This window comes from Marinifilum sp. D714 (assembly GCF_030851345.1).
Lineage (GTDB): Bacteria > Bacteroidota > Bacteroidia > Bacteroidales > Marinifilaceae > Marinifilum.
Genome location: NZ_JALPNU010000070.1, coordinates 1 through 746 on the forward strand (window position 1 = coordinate 1; position 746 = coordinate 746).

The following is a 746-nucleotide window of genomic DNA, read 5'->3' on the forward strand; positions in this document are numbered from 1 at the left end:
ACCCAACCTCTTTGCACCTCAGCAAGTTTTTGAATACGTTCTTCAAAACTCATGGGTGTCGTTTTTCGAGTGATGGTTTTTAGCTTTTGTTTCAGCTTTTTCCAACTCTTTTCGGATACCACCAATTGATACTTACCTCGTTCGCCGTTACTCACAATTATATTTATTTTTTATGGCATTCGTGATTGCTTCGCAATGCTTGTAGGTTGGCACAAAACCAAAACCCAAAAGCACAAAATGAACAGGTCGGCGAATACCGCTCTTTTCCCTGTTGATTTTCAATTTTAGCTTATCCCTGAGAAACTTATAAATCACATTCCCCACTTTTCGGGCTTTGGATTTCGTTCTCAAATAAATGCTAAAGTCGTCGGCATAGCGGACAAAACGTAAATTCTGGCGTTCCAGTTCTCTATCCAGTTCATGCAACATGATATTGGACAAAAGAGGACTTAGTGGACTACCTTGTGGTACACCCTTTCTTCGTTTGACCAGTTTTCCTTCGATTAAAATCGGGGCTCGCAGCCATTTGCGAATCAGGCGCATTGTTTCTCTACATTTTATCTTTCGGTAAAGCAACTGCAATATATAGCAGTGATCCACTTCATCAAAGAAAGTTTGCAGATCAATATCAACGATATGCTGAAAGCCTTCGTTGATATATTCCTGAGATTTTAAAGCTGCCTGATGTAAACTCCGATTGGGACGAAAGCCATAACTACTGTCCGAAAAATCAAACTCGAATTTTG

General features: G+C 39.9%; 2 protein-coding genes. Both read right to left on the minus strand.

The features are described 5' to 3' along the window. Window positions 1-155 (minus strand): group II intron maturase-specific domain-containing protein (locus tag M0051_RS19580; protein ID WP_306743262.1); only part of this gene is annotated, 155 nt, incomplete at its 3' end. Then, window positions 148-746 (minus strand): reverse transcriptase domain-containing protein (locus tag M0051_RS19585; RefSeq protein ID WP_306743261.1); only part of this gene is annotated, 599 nt, incomplete at its 5' end. The genes M0051_RS19580 and M0051_RS19585, both read right to left, overlap by 8 nt.